The organism is Microbulbifer sp. 2205BS26-8, assembly GCF_030731025.1.
GTDB classification, from domain to species: domain Bacteria; phylum Pseudomonadota; class Gammaproteobacteria; order Pseudomonadales; family Cellvibrionaceae; genus Microbulbifer; species Microbulbifer spongiae.
On sequence record NZ_JAVAMR010000001.1, the window covers coordinates 144,695 to 157,962 of the forward strand.

A 13,268-nucleotide genomic window follows, 5' to 3' on the forward strand; every position below is an offset into this window, starting at 1 on the left:
GATGAGCCGGTTAACCCACCTCAACCAGCGCGGTGAAGCCAGCATGGTGGATGTCACCGGGAAAGACATCACCGACCGCAGCGCTTTGGCCGAGAGCCGTATCTGCATGAGTGCGGAAGCTTTTGAACTGCTCAGCCAGGGGGCCCACAAGAAAGGCGATGTGTTATCGGTGGCCCGCATTGCCGGTATCCAGGCGGCCAAGAAAACCGCGGACCTGATCCCCCTTTGCCACCCCCTGGCGCTGACCAAGGTGGCACTGGAGTTTGAATTGCAGCCGCACCAGCACAGCGTACAGATCACCGCTTTCTGCCGCCTGGCCGGGCGCACCGGTGTGGAAATGGAGGCATTAACCGCAGCCTCGGTGGCGGCGCTGACCATTTACGATATGTGCAAGGCGGTAGACCCGTCTATGGCAATCGGTCCGACCCGGTTGCTGCAAAAAACCGGCGGCAAGCGCGGCCACTGGCGCGGCGCTGGGTTGGACAAAACGTAAAAATTCAGAGGTAAAAAGCGATGGTGAAGGTTCTGTTTTTCGCGCGCCTGCGCCAGCAATTGGGCAGGGGCGAGATGACCCTGGCAGATTTTTCCGGCAGCCTCGGTGACCTGCGTGAAACCTTATGTGAGCAACACCCGGATTGGCGCGCACACCTGCAACGGGAGGATATCCGTATGGCGCTGAACCAGGCGCTGGCGGACACCGGGGACCGGGTGCAGGCTGGGGATGAAGTCGCATTTTTCCCACCGGTCACTGGCGGTTAGTGGTGTCCGTATGAATGCCGTTGATCGTATCGCAGTGTGTGAAACACCGCTCGATGTGGCTGGCGAATATGCGACTCTGCAGGGAAGCAGCGGCGATGGTGCCTGTGCTCTGTTTGTGGGCAGCGTACGCGATTTCAATGCCGGTCGTGATGTCTGCGGCCTGGCCCTGGAGCACTATCCGGGCATGACCGAAAAAAGCCTGCAAGGCATTATTGTTGATGCCCGCAGTCGCTGGCCCCTGGGTCGTGTGGCCATTGTTCACCGGGTTGGGCCCATGCGGATCAACGATGAGATTGTTTTTGTCGGTGTCACCAGCCCCCATCGCCAGGCCGCCTTTGCCGCCTGCCAGTACATGATGGACCGCCTCAAAACCGAGGTGCCTTTCTGGAAGCGCGAAACCGTTTCAGATCAGTCCGGTAACACCTCGCAGCACTGGATCGAGGCCCGCGCCAGCGATGCGGAGGAGATGGACAAATGGTCCGCCGGCTGAGTCTGCTGCTGCCCGCGCTGCTGGTGGCAATGGCGCTGCCGGTGAATGCCAATAATTGCACCTTGCGAGTGGCGGTAGCGGCCAGCTTCCGCCCGGCGCTGGAGCAGGTGTTGCCGGAATTTGGGCGTCGCCATGCCTGCCCGGTCCAGCTCAGCAGTGGCAGTTCCGGCGTGCTCTACCAACAGATAGCACACCGCGCCCCCTTCGACTTATTCCTCTCCGCAGACCGCGAGCGGCCCGAGTTGCTGGAAAAACAGGGCGGTGTGCTGGGAAACAGTCGCCAGACTTACGCCCTGGGATTGCTGGCGCTCTGGCACCCGAAGTCAGAATCGAATATCGAACAGCTAATGCAAACATGGCCCGATACAATCGTCTTGGCGGATCCCAGGGTGGCGCCTTTTGGCAATGCTGCCCGGCAGGTATTGGAAGGCCTGGGCTTATGGGAGAAAAAACAAACCCAGCTGGCGCGAGCCCACAACGCCGGTCAGGCCTACTTAATGCTGGATTCCGGCAATGCGCAGTTGGGCTTTGTCGCAGCCAGTCAGATGCGCGCAGCCGGGCGCACTAACTTCTGGTTGCTGCCTCAGCATTGGTATCACCCGATTGAACAGCAACTGGTGATTCCCATTCAGAGCCGTCGTCCCCAAAAAGCACAGGCCCTCGCCGATTATTTACGTTCGCCGGAAGTGCAGGCGCAACTGCGTCGCCTGGGTTATGGCGTTTTACCGGCAGCAGATCGGGGGAGAGATGGAGGGCGCGGGGTATGACGATCACCGCTGCCGACTGGCAGGCCCTGTGGCTGACCTTAAAGCTGGCCGGGCTGACGACCTTACTGCTGTTTATGATTGGCGTGCCCCTGGCCTGGCAGTTGAGCCAATGGCAGAGCCGCTGGCGTCACGGTATCGAGATCTTGATTACTCTGCCACTGGTGTTGCCGCCGACGGTGCTGGGTTTTTATTTGCTGTTGTTATTTTCCCCCAATTTCGCCCCAGGTCAGTGGTTGTCACAGCTTTTTGGTGGCCCCCTGGTATTTTCTTTCACCGGCCTGGTGTTTGCCTCGGTGATTTATTCCCTGCCGTTTATGGTACAACCGCTGCTGGCCGCCTTTCACGCCAACGGCCAGCGCCTGACCCAGGCCGCTGCTGCACTGGGTATTCCACCCTGGGTGGCGTTATGGAAAGTACTCTTGCCCGCAAGCCGCGCCGCAATTGTGAGCGCCTGTGCGCTGACTTTTGCCCACACCCTGGGTGAGTTTGGCGTGGTGTTGATGATCGGTGGTGCAATTCCCGGTGAGACCCAGGTGGTTTCTATCGCGCTCTACCAGCATGTGGAAACGATGGAGTATGGTGCGGCGCACCGGCTGGCCCTGATGTTAATGGGGCTGACCACCGTACTCTTGCTGTTGGCCCGTTGGTTGGGATATGTCCTGGCGCCGCGCAGCTCGAATGCAGCGCCTGCCAGGCTGGTGGTGGGGGTATTGGGCTAATGGAAATCACCCTGCCTCTGTTCGGTACCGCCACCACCGCCTCTGATTCCACCGGGCTCAGCGTCGAAGGGCTGGTGACCTCGTTCAATACTGCTACTCCCTGGCAATTACGCCTGCCGGCCAGTGGTGTTGTCGGCCTGACCGGCCCCTCCGGCAGCGGCAAGAGTACATTGCTGGCGGCCCTGGCCGGCCAGCGCCGCTGCCGCGGTAAAATCTCTTTTGCCAATACCGTCTGGCAGTGTGGGCGCCGCGCGCTGTCTACCCACAAGCGCGCGCTCTCTCTGGGGTTTCAGGACAGCCGCCTGTTTGCCGGGCAGTCGGTGACAGATAACCTGGCGCTGGCCCGCCGCTACAGCCGCAGGCCCGTGCCCGGGGAAGAGTGTGATCAGCTTTTGAAGGCTTTTGGTATTGCGCCACTGCTACATCAGCCGGTAGAGCTATTATCCGGTGGCGAGGCCCAGCGCGTGGCGCTGTTGCGCCAGCTTTTCCACAATGCACCGCTGCAGTTGTTCGATGAACCGCTGTCAGCAGTGCAGCGGACCCAGGTGTTGCGCTGTCTGTTGCCGACCCTGCGAGATTTCTGGGCCCGCTACCCGGCACTGGTGATCTGGACCAGTCACGACTTTGACGAGATACAATTGCTGGCCCAGCGCTGTTTATGGATGGACGCTGCCGATTTATCTGCGCCGCTCCCCCTGCCTGAAGTTGCTCGGCACCTGGATACTCAGGGTGTGGGGGATAGCTGCCGCAGCCGCATAGAGGCGCGGGTGGAATCCCTGCAGGAGAGCTTGCTCACCCTGGATTTGGGGGGGGTTGCCCTCTATGCAGACAGAGTCGCTGGCCATTACCGCAAAGGCGATACGGCGGCTTTTCTGCTGGAAGCCGGCGATATCAGCCTCAGTGCAGAGAGGCCGGGCCTGTCCAGTATGCTCAACTGCCTGCCGGTAACGTTGGCTGCAAAACTGCACCTGGCCGATGGCCGCATACGACTGCAATTAACTGCCGCAGGGCAGGTGTTGTACGCGGATATTTCCCGCCTCTCCTGCGAGCGCCTGCAACTGCACGATGGCGCCACCTACTTTGCCCAATTCAAGGCCGGTAGTCTTGCCGGCTTGTAAGTGATCTTTGAGAAAATGGTTGTGCGAAAAATAGTAACTAGCTAAAACCCCGGATGATTTTAGGCTATGTTTGAATGCCAGCTAACTAGATGGTACTCATATGGGCGTTTTAATAGGAATTTCTCTCTTTAAACGAGGGCGATAAGTGTTACAGGGAAAAAGCACAGCATGGGGGCATACCCATAGCGAAAGCGGTGCGTGTTGAGGATTTATATCCGGTCCTGGCCCGCTGTATTGAAGAGAATGGCCACCATTACCGCTTAAACCGCCTGGGACCGGATACCCTGGAAATAGAGGAGGAGGTTCAGGATTGCGAGCCCTACCGAGCCCTTTTTTTCCAGTACCATATTTGCCGAAAGGGCGATACTGTCGTTATTCGCTCTACCTACAAAGACGATGGCTTGTACTTTTACCTGGCTTGCCGCGCCGCCAGCGGGCAAAAGGTCAATATTGCTTTTCATGGTGAACACCCGTTTTATAACCAAGACTCTATTGCTGAATATCAGGGAACGGGTAACTACCACCTGGCCTCCTTCTTCGATCTTGAATACTTGCCCGGTTATATCGAAGCGCACTGCCAGCGTTTCAGTCATTATTCAGAATACTGGTCTTATCATTTCTTTATTCCGCATTTGGGCAGGGTTGGATTGAATAATCACACATCCGATCCAACACAACCTCTCTACAATCTCGATTTTGATCACCCGGAACGAAAGTTAAAAATATTTCAGTCGGCTATTGAAAAGGATGGCTGTTACTATTTTCGCAACGCCCTCACGACCGAAAAGCTTGTGGAAGTACTTGAGGAAATGAAGGCAGAGTTACAGCCGAAAGACGTTACGACGATCTTGAGTTGTTTTGAGGCTGTCCACCAGAATTATTTTGACATTGAAAGCACCATCGAGACTGATGCCAGTCTGGCCTCGGTTGTGGAAGAGCTTACTGCGTACCGACAAATTGTCCGTGAAGGCCCCGTTCAATTTGCGGTAACAGAAAACGCAGATGGGTCTTTTACCGTGCAGGCTTACTATTTCCAGGAGCCTGAGGGTTACAGTTATACGATCAGTGATGAGGATATCTCTGACGGCCATATTTCTCTGGATAAGTTCCTCGATATGAATTTTTACGAGGATATGTGCCGCGCCATTGCCAGGCAGCTATGCCCGACGATGCCAACGGTAGAAGATTTGGACGAGGTGGAAATCTATTATCACAGGGATTCAGATCGAAAGCTGATCGCCAGCCTTTTTGAGGAAACGGATATCACTCCGATATTGACTCAGGTGAAATAAAAAAGGGGAGGTGAAGACCTCCCCGAATTTACGTTATCCCGTGAGTGAAACCGAATTACGGATTATAGAATTCGCCGTTCTTGCGCAGGTAGAACCAGTAGTTAATCACCAGGCATACCGCATAGAAGATGGCGAAGCTTGCCAGTGCGTATTCCGGGGTAGTGGCCTTGATCTGCTCACCGAAGACCTTGGGAATATAGAAGGCACCGTAGGCGGCGACTGCTGAGGTCCATCCCAGCACCGGGCCTGCCTGTTCCTTGGGAAACACCATGGCGATGGTGCGGAAAGTCGAACCGTTGCCGATACCGGTGGCGGCAAACAGGATCAAAAACAGCAGGAAGAAGGGCAGAAAGAATGTTTCCGGAGTGGCTGAAGCGTAGGCGGCTTTCATATAGTAGGCCACACCCAAAGCGCTCGCCACCATAATGACCGCGCAGATCTGGGTGACCAGGGCTCCGCCGATACGGTCGGAAATCCAGCCACCCACCGGACGGATCAGGGCGCCGATAAAGGGACCCATCCAGGCGTACATCAGGGCACTGGGGCCGTTGTTATTGATGGTATCATGGGTCATTACCCCATCCACCATGACATGGCTGTAACCGAAGATGACCTTGATGGCCAGCGGGAAAGCGGCGGCGAAGCCGATAAAGCTGCCGAAGGTCATGGTGTAGATCACACTCATCACCCAGGTGTGCTTGTTGTTGAAGATGCGGTACTGTCGCTGCAGGCTGGTTTTGATCTCGCCGGGCAGCAGTTTGAGGCCCAGCACCGTAGCGGCAATCACCAGCACCAGCACCACTTCCTTGGGCACACCCCAGCCGGAACCGTTGACTGCCTCCGGCAGCAGCAGCCACAGGCCCACCACGGCGGTAAACAGGCCGATGCCCAGCATCATGGTCATCTTGACCATAGCGCCGAGGGCGCTGCCCACATCCGGCGAGACCTCTTCGGTGCGCAGGTTGTTCATACCGAACCAGCCGATAAAGGCCAGGGGGAGCAAAAAAAGCAGCCACACAAAGCCGGCATTCTGAATCCATGCCTCGGAGCCCGCCGGTACCTTGCCGATCAGGGAGCCGGAGCTGCTCACCAGGGTCATGGGATCGCCGCCGGCAGCGCCGAAGGCACCGAAGGTCATAAACAGCGGTACCAGGATCTGCATGGTGGTAACACCGAAGTTGCCCAGGCCTGCATTCAGGCCCAGGGCCAGGCCCTGTTTTTCCCTAGGGAAAAAGAAACTGATGTTGGACATGGAAGAGGCGAAGTTACCACCGCCGATACCGGACAGCAGCGCCAACAGCTGGAATGTCCACAGCGGGGTTTCCTTATTCTGCAGGGCGATGCCGGCGCCGAGGGCGGGAATCATCAGCAACGCAGTGGTAAACACGATGGTGTTGCGTCCGCCAAACAGCCGGATAAAGAAGCTGCTGGGAATGCGCAGGGTCGCTCCGGTGAGCCCGGCGATCGCCATCAGGGTAAACAGATCAGCCTTGGCAAAGGGAAAGCCGAGGTTGAGCATTTGTACGGTGATAATGCCCCAGTAGAGCCACACAGCAAAGCCGCACAGGAGACTGGGAATAGATATCCACAGGTTGCGGTTTGCGATTTTTTTGCCCTTGGACTGCCAGAATTTGCTGTCCTCCGGGGCCCATTCGTAGATGTCAGACACAGCGGCCACTCCTCCTAGAAATGAATCTTGCAGCCACTATGGGCCGGGGGCCCTGTGTGCTCAATTACCCTCAGTAAGTAATCCCTTTGCCCTGCGCGCGTATTGACTACCTCTTTGGGGGTAGCCGCAGCCGCTGGGCGCTATGGTAAAGTCACTGTTCAGATTTAATACAAATCGCACCACAAAGCAGGATTCTCCATGACCCAGTCCGCCACCGTCATGATGGTCGATGACCACCCCCTGTTCCGCAAGGGGCTCAAGCAACTGTTTGCCATGGAGCCCGGCCTGGAACTGGTGGCCGAGGCCAGCAGCGGGGAGGAAGCGCTGCAACTGGCCAAGCAACACGAACCGGACCTTATTCTGCTGGACCTGAATATGCGCGGTATGGACGGGCTGGACACCCTGCGCGCGATGCGTGCCGCCGATGTGACCTCGCGCATCGTCATTCTCACGGTGTCCGACAATAATGCCGATGTTGTATCCTGCATTCGCGCCGGTGCCGACGGCTATCTGCTCAAGGATATGGAGCCCGAAGATATTCTCGAGCAGGTAATCCAGGCCACCCACGGCAAGCTCGCTATCAGCCAGCGCCTCACCGAAATCCTCGCCTCGGCTTTGCGCAAACCGGACAACTCCGGCGCAGACACCCTCTCCAGTCTCACCAGTCGCGAATACCAGATACTGCAGCTGATTGCCGACGGCCTCAGCAATAAACTGATCGCCCGCGAGCTGGATATCAGTGATGCCACCGTCAAGGTACACGTGAAACACCTGTTGAAGAAGCTGGGAATGCGCTCCCGTGTGGAGGCCGCCGTGTGGATGGTCAACCAGAAGCGCCCGGAGTCTCAGGACCGGGCCCACTGACGCGCGCCGCGCCCAGCGGCAAGGAATACAGTGAGAGAGGTTTTCCATGCCCACCATTGACTGCTGTGCCCAGCCGGGCCTGATGCCCCTTGAAAGCGCCCGTGAAAAACTGCTGCAGGTGCTGAGCCCCATTGCAGGAACCGAGACACTGCCACTGGTGCGTGCGAGTGGCCGGATACTGGCTGAGGAGATCCGTTCCGGTGTGCATCTGCCGCCCTGCGACAACGCCGCCATGGATGGTTATGCCCTGCGCTTTGAAGACCTGGCCAGCGGCCTGCCGCTGGAACTGATCGGCAAGTCCTTCGCCGGAGCCCCCTTCGATGGGGTGGTGAATCCGGGCACCTGTGTGCGCATTATGACCGGTGCCGCCCTGCCCGCCGGGGCCGACACCGTCGTTATGCAGGAAAATGTCGATGCCCGGGGCGAGTCGATTCGCATTGCATGCCAGGTCCGTCCCGGTGACCATATCCGCCGCTGCGGCGAGGATGTGGCTGAAGGCGCTGCCCTGCTGGAGCGCGGCGAGTGTATCAGCATTGCCCATATCGCCCTGCTGGCGGCCGCCGGTGTGGACAGGGTGACGGTGCTGCGCAAACCGGTTATCGCACTCTTCTCCACTGGCGACGAGTTGCGCCAGCCGGGAGAGGCCCTTGGTAAAGGGGATATTTACGACAGCAACCGTATCGCCCTGCTGGCGGCTCTGGCGCAGATGAACCTGGAAGTGCTGGATCTGGGGGTACTGCCGGATAACGAACAGGCCATCAGTGAGGCTCTGCAGCGCGCTGCGCGGGATGCCGATGCCATTATCACCTCCGGTGGTGTCTCCGTCGGCGAGGCGGACTATACCCGCGAGGTGCTGGAAGCGCTGGGTGAAATCGGCTTTTGGAAAGTGGCCATCAAACCCGGCAAACCCTTCGCCTTTGGTAACCTGCAGGGCACCCCCTTCTTCGGTCTGCCCGGCAATCCGGTCTCCGCACTGGTCACTTTCTACCAGCTCACCGTGCCCGCCCTCACCGTATTGAAAGGGGGCCGATGGCATGGCCCGCAGGCACTCACCGCACGGTTGTTAACCTCCCTGAAAAAGAAACCCGGGCGCACCGATTTCCAGCGCGGTATCTATCGCACCGGTGACTGCGGTGAACTGGTGGTGGAGCCGGTGGGTAGCCAGGGCAGCCATATTCTTACCGGTCTTGCCGCTGCCAATTGCTTTATAGTGCTGGCCCGAGAGAGTGGGGGCGTCGAAGCCGGAGACCGGGTAGTAATTGAGCCCTTGCCTTGAGGGTGCCGCCGGGCACAGGGTTGGCACTATTCATGAAGGTAAAGGCAGATGACAGCATCGGTAATACTCAAAGCATACGATGCATCCTGGGCCTCAATATTCGAGCGGGAAAAGCGACACTTGATGGCCATAGCCGGGGAGTGGAATCACGGCGGTATTGAGCATGTGGGGAGTACGGCTGTTCCGGGAATGGTGGCAAAACCTGTGGTCGATATCATGCAATCAATCCCGGGCTCGGTCGTCAATCAGACAGCGACTTTCTCCACTACCAGGCTGCCAATCGAGTAGCCGGCACCAAATGAGCAGATAATGCCGCGCTCACCCGGTGTCAGGTCATCACTGTACAGGTTGAAGGCAATCACTGAACCGGCACTGGCTGTGTTGGCATAGCGGTCCAATACCACTGGGGCGCGTTCTACGCTGGCATCGTCGCCCATTAACTTCTTGGTAATCAGGTTGTTCATATTGATATTGGCCTGGTGCAGCCAGTAGCGGCTTACTTCCCGCGGATCTGTGCCGGTTTCGCCCAGGTGTTCTTCGATATGCGCCGCAGCCATTGGGCAGACTTCTTTGAAGACTTTACGTCCGTTCTGGCGGAACAGTTTGTCGGGCCCAAAGGGGTCGACATCGGCGGCGCGCGCCGTATAGCCGAAATTCGAGCGGATATTGTTGGAGTAAAGGGTTTTCGCCTTGGTGCCCAGCACCTCCCAGGCAGTGTTCTCAGCGCAGGTCTCGCGGCGCTCCACCACACTGGCAACCGCCACGTCACCAAAAATAAAGTGGCTGTCACGGTCGGTGAAATCTACCTGCGGCGAAGCCAGCTCGGCGTTGATCACCAGTGCCGTATGCGCGGCACCGGAGCTGATTGCGTCCACGGCGCGCTGCAGGGAAAAGGTGGCGGAGGAGCAGGCCACTTCCATATCGAAGGCGAAGCCGTCGATGCCGAGCGCACCCTGGATTTCTATCGCAATGGCCGGGTAGGCGCGCTGCATATAGGAAGCACCGACAATCACCATATCCATATCGGAGGCGTGCTTGCCGGCTTTTGCCAGCGCCAGCCTGGAAGCTTTGACACCCATTTCGGCCTGTACACACAGCTCGTCGTCCTTGCGCTCGGGAATAAAGGGACGCATGCGTTCCGGATCGAGGATACCTTCACGAGTGACCACGTAGCGGCTCTTGATGCCGGAGGCGTTCTCAATAAATGCCGCCGAGGACTGGGGCTTTGGCTGCAGCGCTCCGGCGTCGATCTCCTGCGCGTTCACGCGGTTGTAGTGTCGGGCGTAGGTGTTATAGGCGTCCACCAGTTCTTCGTTGCTGATTGCTTCCGGTGGGGTCCATAGGCCTGTGCCGCTGATGACTATGCCCTCTGGCAATTGGTATGCACTCATCGCTGAATCCCCGGCCCACACCAGGCGGCATGCGGGCAATTACTCACTGATTAGAACCTTAGCAGTGTTGTCTCGACTGGCCCCGAGGCACCAGTTGAACAAGGCAGTATATTTTTGCGCCAATAGCAGGGCGGGTTTATCTGTGGTCGCGCCGAAGAGTCAGGGTGTTCTGGCCAAAACGAAGGCGGTGACCTTCCGAGCCCCGGCAAGCAGCAGTTTTTGTGCCGCTGCCTCCAGGGTGGCACCGGTGGTCAGTACATCATCCACCAGCCCCACATGGCAGCCCCCGACATTTTCGCGCAGGGCGAAACTCTGCAGCAAATTGCGCAGGCGCTGGGGGCGCCGCAACTGCGACTGGGTCTGGGTGGCGGCAACCTTGCGCAGCAGGCGCGGGCGTACCGGCAATTGCCAGTGCCGCCCCAGCCCTGCGGCAATCAGCTGCGCCTGGTTGTATCCCCGCCGCCAGTAGCGACGCCAGTGCAGGGGGATAGGGGCGAGCAGGTCCGGGCGCTCAGCTGCGGGCTCCATCACCTGTGCCGCCAGTTGCACGAGGCTGTGGCCGGCGGCCAGATCGCCGCGGTATTTAAAGCGCTGGATCAGTTGGTTCACAGGATAGGCGTACTGCCAGGCCGCCCGCACGCCCGAGAGATGGGGCGGCTGCCGGAGGCAGACGGGGCAATACCGTGCGGCGGAGGGCAGGGGCTGGGCACAGGTTTCACAGACCTGTGTTTATGCGTTCAGTTTTTATCAGATGTGGGAAAATAATCCTTTAAAATTAGTGAGTTAGTGAAAATTCTGTTTTCAGGGTTTTTCATTTCAACAACTTGAGGGGTAATTCGTAGGGGTAATTTTTAACAGAATTAACTTTTCTGGCCGCCCTTCTTGGATGATTATCCAGTAGTTTCTGAGCTGACTTCTCTATGCTTAATCCTTTCTTTGTCTAATGTGGCTACCTTGTCGGCAGTGCGGTTGTAGCGCTCCATCATGCTGCGCGTCTTATGACCGCTGAATTCTTGTTTGTCGCCTTTGAAGTCCGATATACCTTTGATCTTTAGGTCATGAAACCGGAAGCGGGCAGGGAGGACGCCAGCCTTTGTGGCAGCTTGTTGTTCCCTAATCCAGATGCTGTTGAATCCACTGCGGCTATAGCCTTGTCCTCTCTTGTTGCGAATCAAGTGCGTGCTTTGTGCTTTGGACCCTTTATTGGTTTCAAGTGCCAGATCGACCGCATCATGCAGCCTTTCGGTCCATAGCTTTAGCTGATTCTTGCCCGTTTTCTGTTGTTGGATTAGTAGCCCTTCTTCGGTCATATCCTGCCTCTTCAAAGCCAGTACATCTTGCTGTCGGGCGGCGCAGAGGTAGGCGATCTCCATTGCCGCCTGGTGGGCTGCATGACCACGGGAGCCCAGCCAAGAATAAAAGGCCAGGTATTCCGAGTCCTCCACATACCGGCCTCCCCGGCGCTCCTTGAGCGGCTTTACAGCTTTGGTCGGATCTTCAATTGATACCAGGCCCCGAGCCTTTCCCCAGCGGAATATGATGCTAAGGAATGAGCGTTCTCTATTTGCTGCTGTTGGATATTCTTGGCCCCTTGTATCCATGAATAGCTGTATAACTGGTGAAGTAATGGAGTTTGGTTTCGCATTCCCAAAAACGGCGCGTAATTTTTTTGAATTTCTCAGATAGTCTTTTTGTGTCTGCGTCCGCAGCTCCTTAGTGTATTGCGGTGAGGCAAAGTAGAGGTCTATCAGGTCGGAAATGGTGAATGTTTTACCCTGCTGATCCTGTTCCCAGCGCTCATATTCTGCCCACACTTCCGCTTTAGTGGCATCCGGGCCGCAAAGGTGCCATACCCCTCGATTGCGAATCTTTACGCGGTAGCCCCGAGGGTAAACCTCAACCCAGCGAGGCATCCAGGCATTTTTAGGGGTTCTTGGCCTAGCCATTAGCTGCACCCATGTTTATGCCCGGGGGCAACTGAAGGCTCGCGCCCTTTGAATTGAAGCGATTTTTGTAAGTCAGCTGAGATTGATTGACCATTTCCCAGGTTACGACAGGCTTACCGTCTTTCCGGCGCACATAGGGAATCTGGTTGTCTTTCAGTACTCGCTTCTGAGCATCGGGGGATTGAGCACCGGTTAATCTACGCAATTGGGTTTCGGTTAGTATTTCGTTCATCGCTCCTTCCAATAAACTGTGGCGAGGCTGGTGCCGCAGAAAATGAGTGCGGCGATGCCGGTGAGGGATTGCCAGGGTCTCACGCTAGACCTTTCCATTTGTTCATAGGGACCACCCGCTTTTATTCGGTGTCTGCCTTACTTTCCACCAATTTGCCATCGATGACTTTGTAAATAGTTGCAGCGTCGGTCTTTTTATCAAAGATCTGCACCCAATCTACAAAGGGATCTTTGGCTATTTGCTCTGCCTTTTCCTTTGCTTCCTCCTTGGTTTCGAGTGACTCCAGAAAATCTTTTATCCCGCCCATAAGTAAGTTATATGTGCCGCAAAAAAGTGCGTATCTGTTCATTAGATTCTCCGGATTTTAAAAACAGGGCCCAGTACCTGCGGCCCTAAGCTTGGGGGTACAGCTGACTGAATACGCCAGGGGCGCGGTTGAAATATTTTTCCTTGTGAGAATATTCTTGAAAGTTAAGCAGCTTGTTCGGTTAAATTATTTCTGTACTGATCAACCAACTTGTCAAACTTCAGCAAGTCAGTTTCCAACTCATCAATGTAGTCATCATCACGCTCCATTTTTCGTACCGTAAGAGCCCTATCAATATTTTTAAGGGCGGGACAATACAGAACAAAATGCCACCATTTGCGCCCTGTCAGCCACATACAGCCTTGTATCTGATCCCTGAATTCATCTAGGCTTTCATCGAGTAAAATAGGCCTGAGGCGCTCTGGAGAGACGAGACAT

Annotated in this window: 17 protein-coding genes; 10 read left to right on the top strand and 7 right to left on the bottom strand. The window is 56.7% G+C overall.

All coding sequences use genetic code 11. The features are described 5' to 3' along the window. The first annotated feature begins 1 nt into the window (after position 1). From moaC to Q5Y71_RS00600, 7 genes are all read left to right on the top strand, one after another. Positions 2-493, top strand: coding sequence for a cyclic pyranopterin monophosphate synthase MoaC (gene moaC, locus Q5Y71_RS00570; protein WP_306039194.1), 492 nt, complete (start codon positions 2-4; stop codon positions 491-493). Positions 494-513: 20 nt separating this feature from the next. After that, on the top strand, positions 514-759 hold the full coding sequence (gene moaD / locus Q5Y71_RS00575; protein ID WP_306039196.1) for a molybdopterin converting factor subunit 1: 246 nt from the start codon (positions 514-516) through the stop codon (positions 757-759). Positions 760-769: 10 nt separating this feature from the next. Then, positions 770-1,249 (top strand): molybdopterin synthase catalytic subunit MoaE, encoded by a 480-nt coding sequence (gene moaE, locus Q5Y71_RS00580; protein WP_306039197.1) that lies wholly within the window; start codon positions 770-772, stop codon positions 1,247-1,249. Further along, complete coding sequence (gene modA, locus Q5Y71_RS00585) at positions 1,234-2,016, top strand: molybdate ABC transporter substrate-binding protein (protein ID WP_306039199.1); 783 nt, start codon at positions 1,234-1,236, stop codon at positions 2,014-2,016. The genes moaE and modA overlap by 16 nt, the downstream gene beginning before the upstream one ends. Further along, positions 2,013-2,735: a molybdate ABC transporter permease subunit gene (gene modB / locus Q5Y71_RS00590; protein WP_306039201.1), complete on the top strand. Its 723-nt coding sequence runs from the start codon at positions 2,013-2,015 to the stop codon at positions 2,733-2,735. The genes modA and modB overlap by 4 nt, the downstream gene beginning before the upstream one ends. Next, a complete protein-coding gene (locus tag Q5Y71_RS00595) occupies positions 2,735-3,853 on the top strand; it encodes an ATP-binding cassette domain-containing protein (protein WP_306039202.1) in 1,119 nt (372 codons plus the stop codon). Before modB ends, Q5Y71_RS00595 begins: the two co-directional genes overlap by 1 nt. 194 nt (positions 3,854-4,047) lie before the next feature. Continuing rightward, complete coding sequence (locus Q5Y71_RS00600; protein WP_306039204.1) at positions 4,048-5,145, top strand: hypothetical protein; 1,098 nt, start codon at positions 4,048-4,050, stop codon at positions 5,143-5,145. Positions 5,146-5,200: 55 nt separating this feature from the next. On the opposite strand, the gene Q5Y71_RS00605 is transcribed toward Q5Y71_RS00600, so the two are convergent. Then, positions 5,201-6,814, bottom strand: a complete 1,614-nt coding sequence (locus Q5Y71_RS00605; RefSeq protein ID WP_306039206.1) for an MFS transporter — start codon at positions 6,812-6,814, stop codon at positions 5,201-5,203. 198 nt (positions 6,815-7,012) lie between these two features. On the opposite strand from Q5Y71_RS00605, the gene narL reads away from it, so the two are divergent. Genes narL through Q5Y71_RS00620 form a run of 3 tightly spaced genes read left to right on the top strand, consistent with a single transcriptional unit; the run spans position 7,013 to position 9,242 of the window. Beyond that, complete coding sequence (gene narL / locus Q5Y71_RS00610) at positions 7,013-7,678, top strand: two-component system response regulator NarL (RefSeq protein ID WP_301416059.1); 666 nt, start codon at positions 7,013-7,015, stop codon at positions 7,676-7,678. Between the two features lie 46 nt (positions 7,679-7,724). Then, positions 7,725-8,954, top strand: coding sequence for a gephyrin-like molybdotransferase Glp (glp, locus tag Q5Y71_RS00615; RefSeq protein ID WP_306039211.1), 1,230 nt, complete (start codon positions 7,725-7,727; stop codon positions 8,952-8,954). Positions 8,955-9,002: 48 nt separating this feature from the next. Continuing rightward, entirely contained in the window at positions 9,003-9,242 is a 240-nt protein-coding gene (locus Q5Y71_RS00620) for a GrpB family protein (protein WP_306039213.1), read from the top strand. On the opposite strand, the gene Q5Y71_RS00625 is transcribed toward Q5Y71_RS00620, so the two are convergent. The 6 genes from Q5Y71_RS00625 to Q5Y71_RS00650 form a co-directional block, all read right to left on the bottom strand. Then, on the bottom strand, positions 9,200-10,345 hold the full coding sequence (locus Q5Y71_RS00625) for a beta-ketoacyl-ACP synthase III (protein ID WP_306039215.1): 1,146 nt from the start codon (positions 10,343-10,345) through the stop codon (positions 9,200-9,202). The genes Q5Y71_RS00620 and Q5Y71_RS00625 overlap by 43 nt on opposite strands. A 159-nt stretch (positions 10,346-10,504) precedes the next feature. Beyond that, a complete protein-coding gene (locus Q5Y71_RS00630) occupies positions 10,505-10,954 on the bottom strand; it encodes a ComF family protein (RefSeq protein ID WP_306039218.1) in 450 nt (149 codons plus the stop codon). 281 nt (positions 10,955-11,235) lie between these two features. Continuing rightward, positions 11,236-12,159: a tyrosine-type recombinase/integrase gene (locus Q5Y71_RS00635; protein WP_306039220.1), complete on the bottom strand. Its 924-nt coding sequence runs from the start codon at positions 12,157-12,159 to the stop codon at positions 11,236-11,238. Positions 12,160-12,283: 124 nt separating this feature from the next. Next, complete coding sequence (locus Q5Y71_RS00640) at positions 12,284-12,523, bottom strand: DUF4224 domain-containing protein (protein WP_306039221.1); 240 nt, start codon at positions 12,521-12,523, stop codon at positions 12,284-12,286. Positions 12,524-12,644: 121 nt separating this feature from the next. Further along, the gene (locus tag Q5Y71_RS00645; protein WP_306039223.1) at positions 12,645-12,872 is read right to left on the bottom strand and encodes a hypothetical protein; all 228 of its coding nucleotides are present in this window, start codon (positions 12,870-12,872) and stop codon (positions 12,645-12,647) included. A 122-nt stretch (positions 12,873-12,994) separates the two neighbouring features. Then, on the bottom strand, positions 12,995-13,268 hold a 274-nt coding region (locus Q5Y71_RS00650; RefSeq protein WP_306039225.1), incomplete at its 5' end, for a hypothetical protein.

Bases quoted from the DNA above. Each gene is read 5' to 3' on its own strand.
- moaC (WP_306039194.1), top strand. From the start codon at position 2: ATGAGCCGGTTAACCCACCTCAACCAGCGCGGTGAAGCCAGCATGGTG.
- modA (WP_306039199.1), top strand. From the start codon at position 1,234: ATGGTCCGCCGGCTGAGTCTGCTGCTGCCCGCGCTGCTGGTGGCAATG.
- Q5Y71_RS00620 (WP_306039213.1), top strand. From the start codon at position 9,003: ATGACAGCATCGGTAATACTCAAAGCATACGATGCATCCTGGGCCTCA.
- moaE (WP_306039197.1), top strand. From the start codon at position 770: ATGAATGCCGTTGATCGTATCGCAGTGTGTGAAACACCGCTCGATGTG.
- Q5Y71_RS00640 (WP_306039221.1), bottom strand. From the start codon at position 12,523: ATGAACGAAATACTAACCGAAACCCAATTGCGTAGATTAACCGGTGCT.
- modB (WP_306039201.1), top strand. From the start codon at position 2,013: ATGACGATCACCGCTGCCGACTGGCAGGCCCTGTGGCTGACCTTAAAG.
- Q5Y71_RS00595 (WP_306039202.1), top strand. From the start codon at position 2,735: ATGGAAATCACCCTGCCTCTGTTCGGTACCGCCACCACCGCCTCTGAT.
- Q5Y71_RS00645 (WP_306039223.1), bottom strand. From the start codon at position 12,872: ATGAACAGATACGCACTTTTTTGCGGCACATATAACTTACTTATGGGC.
- glp (WP_306039211.1), top strand. From the start codon at position 7,725: ATGCCCACCATTGACTGCTGTGCCCAGCCGGGCCTGATGCCCCTTGAA.
- moaD (WP_306039196.1), top strand. From the start codon at position 514: ATGGTGAAGGTTCTGTTTTTCGCGCGCCTGCGCCAGCAATTGGGCAGG.
- narL (WP_301416059.1), top strand. From the start codon at position 7,013: ATGACCCAGTCCGCCACCGTCATGATGGTCGATGACCACCCCCTGTTC.
- Q5Y71_RS00625 (WP_306039215.1), bottom strand. From the start codon at position 10,345: ATGAGTGCATACCAATTGCCAGAGGGCATAGTCATCAGCGGCACAGGC.